Raw genomic sequence first — 5,904 nt, 5'->3', positions numbered from 1 at the left:
TTTTCGTTGAAGTCAATAATATTTTTGTTTGTTTAAAACACTGTTATTTCAGCGACATTTAATAGTATACCGAATTCAAACATAGAAGTCAACTTCTTTTTGTAAGTTTCTACTTCTCCAATTTACTTCTCTATTAAACCATTAATAGATAGCAACGGAAATTCATATTATCAGCTTTATTAATAGAAATCAATTCTTTTTTTAAATAAAAAACTCCTTCAATCAAAAGGAGTAAAAAATACAGTGAATGGATCTCTTTAACCTATTTTATTCGCAAAAGCATTATTAATTGCAGCTTCTACTTTTCGTTTATTCATTTTTACCTTTACATATTTTTTTGTTACATTAATGTCTTTATGACCTGCTAGTCTAGATACAGTTTCGACATCAACTTTGTTATCAATCAATCTTTGGCAAAACGTATGTCGAAGTATTTGTGGAGTTGCATCATATTTTTTCAGCATGTATTGTACTGCTCTTTCTGAAAGACGTTCACCTGTACTAGAAACAAAGATTGCCTCATGTACATGTGAGTCTAGGTACATCTCTAAATATTCTCTGGCTTCATTTGAAAGAGGGATAATACGCTGTTCATCTATTTTTTGTACAATTAATTCACGCTTTTCTAAATCGATGTGTGAACGATCTAAATTACATAATTCTGATACGCGAATTCCTGTATGAAGAAGAACGTAAACAATTGTTACGTTTCGCAAATTGCCTTCTTCCTTAACCATTCTTAACAACTGACAATATTCTGTGACAGATAATGTCTCAATGTCATTATTTTTCTCTACAGGTTTTAACTCCAATCCAAAAGTTAGTTCCGGCTTTCCAAGATATTTAGCAAAGGTACGAATAACACCAGCTGTCTTATCAATTGTCGTTATACTTTTTTGTTGCGCCTCTAAATAATAAATGTAAGACTGTATATCCATTTTCGTTAAATGATGAATATCCACGTTTCTCTCTCGAAGCCACTCTTGGTACTTTTCTAATTCACGCTTGTACGTTTTAATCGTATTAAGAGATTTCTTTTGATCCTGTAACCAGTCGCAAAAGTTTTGTATCAGCGGAATAGCTTCAGAAGAAATTTTTTTCAATTTAGAAACCTCCCTGTAAAGGATATTACCTTTATAATAACACATGTATTTAAGGAAGTCATCTTCCGCGAATGTGTGTAATATTATAAATCCATGACAATTATTTATAATATTACACACAGGGAATTGCTTTCTATTATAAGATAATAAGATTATCGTATCTTTTCTAATGTGCACATTATATTCAAATCATTTGTTTAAATGTAGCAACTTTAAAATTATTCAACTTACATGTTTAATAGTTAGTTACATCAAACATTATTATTTTAGCATTAGAAATGTTAAGGTATCAGTCTATTATACATAGGATCATCTATTATTTATTATTGCTAGATTCACTTTAAATTAGTTATAATTACTATTAATTATATATTGGATAAAACAAAAAGCCACTCCATGTGTTAAGGTTCCCCAACCTTAACGGAATGACTTTACCCTGTTTCCCACCTCTCACAGCAGAAACAGGAAAACAAAACAAATATAGATAGCCTTATTATAAACGGTGTATCGATATAATTTCAACCGTTTTATTAATTGATTTATTTGAAAAAAGTAAAAGGGATGTTTTACCGTTTTCCTAATCGCTGTAACGCTGTGATTTGTAAAAAGGGTAAAGTATGCCTTTTTTGTTTTTCCTTGAAAAGGAGATATAAAAATGGATCGATTAAAAGATAGTTTACGTGTGTTTGTAGTGCCTACTGAAATATTAGATATGGAAGAATTAGATGTTTACGAAAAAATGACATATATGGTTTTACGTTCCTACGCTAACGGACACGATGATACCGCCTTTCCTTCGTATAGTACCATAGCAAAAAAAGGATCAATGGGTAGAAAAAAAGCTATTGAGTGTGTCAATAAGTTAGTGGAATTAAAATTAGTGGTTAAAGAGGTAAGAAAAAAGGTAAGTAAGAATAACGGTATTAGTCAAACATCTAACCTATACACTATTTATCGTCCAGCTGAGGTAAAAAATAAAGGTGATGTATTGAGACCTAATATCTCGCAGACATCACCCCTGGTATCTGACGAACACCACCCTAGTGTTCCACAGACACCACCCCTGGTATCTGACGAACACCACCCTAGTGTCCCACAGACACCCGAAAATAATTATTTAAAAGAATTAGATTTAAAAGAATCATTTAATAGTATGTGTAGTGAGGAATCAGAAATTTACTCTTTATTAGAATTGCGTAGTGATATAAACATACAAACACACAAACAAATAGTTACTCTTTTAAATAAAGTAAAAAGGAAGGATAGTTTTGATTACTCAATTTTTAAGAGTACTTTAAATAAAGTAGATTTTGATATTCAAGATATGAACTATTTCAAGCGTGCTTTGACAAATAACTTGAAAAGTGGTTATGTATTTCCTACCACAATAAAAAAAGGGTTTACTGGAAATGGGATGATTCCAGAATGGTATGAACAAAAAGAAAATAAGCAAAGAAAAGAATGGAAAGAAGCAAGACCAGCTATGAAAAAATTATTTGACAAGCGCGCAAAAATGGCAGTGAGTGAAACAATTAATGAAAAGGAAAAAAAGCGAATTGAAATTGAAAAGATGTTTGAAAAACTACATGAACCAAAAGATTAATATTTGAATGATCTATATAAAAAACACTCAAAAGGACTAAGTACTAGATAGATGGACTGCGAAGTCTGAGTTCATTAACTAGGTTTATCTATCTCTATACGAAAAGTAATTAGTCTGTGCGATTACCTAACAGAGTCATTCATTTTATAATAATTTTTTCCAAAGAAGGTATTCGGAATCTTTCCCAAGGGATTTAGAAAGATTCCGAATGCTAAGAGCACTGATTCATAAGCCTAATTTCATCCAGTTATCCTTTTTAATTCGCGATTATATCGCAATGTCTCCCATTTGACTTGATGTTTAAATAGTTATTCAATTATATCTAGAAGATAAATTTCTTGGATTTTAGATAAATAACTGAATGAGTTTTCATTTAGTTTGAATATCCTCTTTTCTTAAGAAGGATTAGACTTAATTAATATAGAATAAGAATTTATAATAGTAAGAAGAAAACAACGTTGGAAGAAAGGAAGGTGTTTAAGTTGGCTATCACTATAACAATGGGGATCCAAAAAGGTGGCTGTGGAAAATCAACAACAACAGGTATACTATCTTATTTATTGAACCAGGATGGATATCGCGTTTTAGCTATCGATATGGACTCGCAGGGGAATTTGACTGAGCTTTTATCTCAAAAACCTTCTAATGAATTTGTGGAGAAATCAGTATTAGAAGCACTGCAACAAAACAACGTTAAGGAATACATAGTTCCAATTAGTGAAAAACTTGATTTACTTCCAGCCAACAACTTTTTAGCTACGTTTGCTCGCTGGCTTTATACTAAAAAAACTTATAAGGGAGAAGTAGCACATTATAGTGGCAACCCTAGTCTGATACTAGATGATGTCTTGGATCAAATCCGGGATGAATATGATTTTATTGTTATTGATACTCCGCCAGCTTTAAGTGAACAAACAATGAGTTCATTATGTGCAAGCGAATATGTTGTAGTATTGTTTGAGAGTTCCAATTGGTGCTACTCTGCAATTCATAACTTTATGGATTCTGTCATCAGTGCAAATGAATTTGGCCGACGTGACACAAAAGTCATCGGAATACTGCGAACCTTAAATGATGTTAGACGTAATGATGCAAAGGCTTTTAATGAGATGGTTGAGGAAGACTATCCAAATGATGTTTTTAAAACAATTATTACCAGAAAAGCAGCTGTTGGAAGATTATCTTTATATGGGTTTGAAGATAACCGTGAATTAAAAGAAGCATTGAAACCTTACAGAAGTTTTTATAAGGAGTTGATGGAACGTGTCAACAGTAAATGATATTAAGAATATGAAACGCAAACAAAAGGTTGTTACACCGTCCCAGGTATTAGCTGAAATAGTTGAAGAAGAAAAGAACGTTGATTCGAAAGAAGAAATAAATGAAGTAAGGAAGGGCGAGAATAAAGTGGAGAGAAAGCGTGTATCCTTTGATTTACGGACAGATTTACATAAAAGGTTGAAAATGCAGGCACTAATTCAGGAAAAAAATATTTATATATTAGTTGAAGAAGCTTTAGAAAAGTATTTGAATGAGAAAAAATCATAAAAGGGAAAAAACGGAGTCAAAATTGTGGCTCCATTTTTTATTGTGATTAGAAAGTTTTTCCCGTCTGGATTGTTTGGAATTACACTCAAAGGTCTGTAATTCACTTTTGTATTTGACATATGATTTTCGTTAAAAAGGGAAGTAATAATCATTTCTATGGAAGCGTTGATTACTATATTCATATTTGATGACAAATTCGAAGACCAGTACAGAGACGGCTTTGATTTCTAGAAGAGATAAGTAATATAAATAACTCTCTTTATGTGACCATATAGGGATAAATATAGAAAATATATTTTTTAAAAATAAAGATCTTTATAAAGGGAAAATTGTTTTATATAGAGAATCTGTACTATATGTAATCGATAATTTGGGTACCACATGTATTGTGTAGTCTATATATGCTTTACAAGAAGGTGATCGAATTTGTATTGGAAAATAAGTGATTTTGTTGAACAGGTGAAGAAAACATCAAAAGAAGAAAAATTACATGTTAATACAGTCACTAGTTGGTTTAAGAAGTTAGAAGAGGAAGGCATTCATTTTGTTTCCAGAACAGAGGAGACAAACGAGAAAGTGTATGACGAATTAGATTTGCAATTGGCTGTTTTTATTAAGAAGAAAAGGAATCAAAAATGGTCGTTAAGTGCGATTTTTAATGCAATAAGAGATGAATTTGAGCTAAGACCATTTCCTGTTGAGGATATGGAGACTACAAATGTAGCACATATTAATAGTGTAGAGTTTCTAAATCTTACTCTCATAAAGGAATTGAAGGTTGCATTTGAAGAGGTTGCTGCATCTCAACTAGGTGAAATGAAAATCCAGTACGATGAAATTTTAAAAAATCTTTCGGATTCTAAATCTAAAGAGGAAGAGAGAGAAGCAAGATTTAAAGAAATGGTCGCAAGAAAACGAGTAGAGTATCAGTTGGAAAAAGAAGCCTTAATCAAATGGTCCACAAAACCTGAAGAAGAGAGGATTAAGAAGGTAGGTTGGTTTAAGATAGAAGAAAATCAAGAAGAACGTAACCGCTTTATTAAGGATTACGTGAATATGAACTTCGAAAATAGACTGAAAAATGAATTAGGGTTATAAGTAATTTGATGCCCCTATCTCTCATTTGTGTTGAAAAATCCAATTGAATTTAACAAGGAAGTGCAATTATTGGTGACTTCCTTGTTTGGATCCTCGAAGAGGAGTATAGCAATGCGAAAGAGATATACAAGTCAATGTTCATTCGAAAGTAATCTGTCGGAGTATGAAGTATAGAACTCCTTGAGTGTTGTATTTATATATAAGTGAAAGGAATTGTTTAAAGATGTGATTTTCTGAGTTGATTAATAAATCAAAGATGCTTCTTCGAAATAACTATTGATTTTGAATTGGTCAGATGGTAATATATATTTCCATCGCTTATGCATTAGATATTTTGATAGGGAATCACAAAACTATTGATTCTAATGAAAGAAGAAGTTGTGGTAGAAAAACAAAATAAGAAGTTGACTTCCATGATCTATAGTGATACATTATTAAAAGTCGCTGATGAGCACTTTAATTTAGAGTAATTCGGAGGCTTTCGGTTATAGTTAATTGAGAAAGCATTTAGAGAAAATTACCTTTTAAAAAAGAAGTTGACTTCACCGAATT

The 5,904-nt window shown here is 31.6% G+C and carries 5 protein-coding genes; 4 read left to right on the top strand and 1 reads right to left on the bottom strand.

Annotation, left to right across the window (positions count from 1 at the left end):
* Positions 1–257 precede the first annotated feature (257 nt).
* A complete protein-coding gene (locus tag ACHUFV_RS27335; RefSeq protein ID WP_394239603.1) occupies positions 258–1,103 on the bottom strand; it encodes a tyrosine-type recombinase/integrase in 846 nt (281 codons plus the stop codon).
* Between the two features lie 655 nt (positions 1,104–1,758).
* Here ACHUFV_RS27335 and ACHUFV_RS27330 point away from each other — a divergent pair.
* The 4 genes from ACHUFV_RS27330 (at position 1,759) to ACHUFV_RS27315 (ending at position 5,352) form a co-directional block, all read left to right on the top strand.
* The gene (locus ACHUFV_RS27330) at positions 1,759–2,706 is read left to right on the top strand and encodes a helix-turn-helix domain-containing protein (RefSeq protein ID WP_394239602.1); all 948 of its coding nucleotides are present in this window, start codon (positions 1,759–1,761) and stop codon (positions 2,704–2,706) included.
* 482 nt (positions 2,707–3,188) lie between these two features.
* Positions 3,189–3,986, top strand: a complete 798-nt coding sequence (locus tag ACHUFV_RS27325) for a ParA family protein (RefSeq protein ID WP_394239604.1) — start codon at positions 3,189–3,191, stop codon at positions 3,984–3,986.
* Entirely contained in the window at positions 3,970–4,254 is a 285-nt protein-coding gene (locus tag ACHUFV_RS27320; RefSeq protein ID WP_394239601.1) for a hypothetical protein, read from the top strand. The genes ACHUFV_RS27325 and ACHUFV_RS27320 overlap by 17 nt, the downstream gene beginning before the upstream one ends.
* Before the next feature lie 426 nt (positions 4,255–4,680).
* The gene (locus tag ACHUFV_RS27315) at positions 4,681–5,352 is read left to right on the top strand and encodes a MerR family transcriptional regulator (RefSeq protein ID WP_394239600.1); all 672 of its coding nucleotides are present in this window, start codon (positions 4,681–4,683) and stop codon (positions 5,350–5,352) included.
* The last annotated feature ends 552 nt before the right edge of the window (positions 5,353–5,904 follow it).

The sequence above is a fragment of the Niallia oryzisoli genome, from assembly GCF_043641075.1.
Lineage (GTDB): Bacteria > Bacillota > Bacilli > Bacillales > Cytobacillaceae > Bacillus_BD > Bacillus_BD oryzisoli_A.
Note: the sequence above shows the minus strand (reverse complement) of the source record. Positions and strands in the feature narration are given on the sequence as shown.

Excerpts from the sequence above, each read along its gene's own strand:
- ACHUFV_RS27330 (WP_394239602.1), top strand. The coding sequence starts at position 1,759 with ATGGATCGATTAAAAGATAGTTTACGTGTGTTTGTAGTGCCTACTGAA.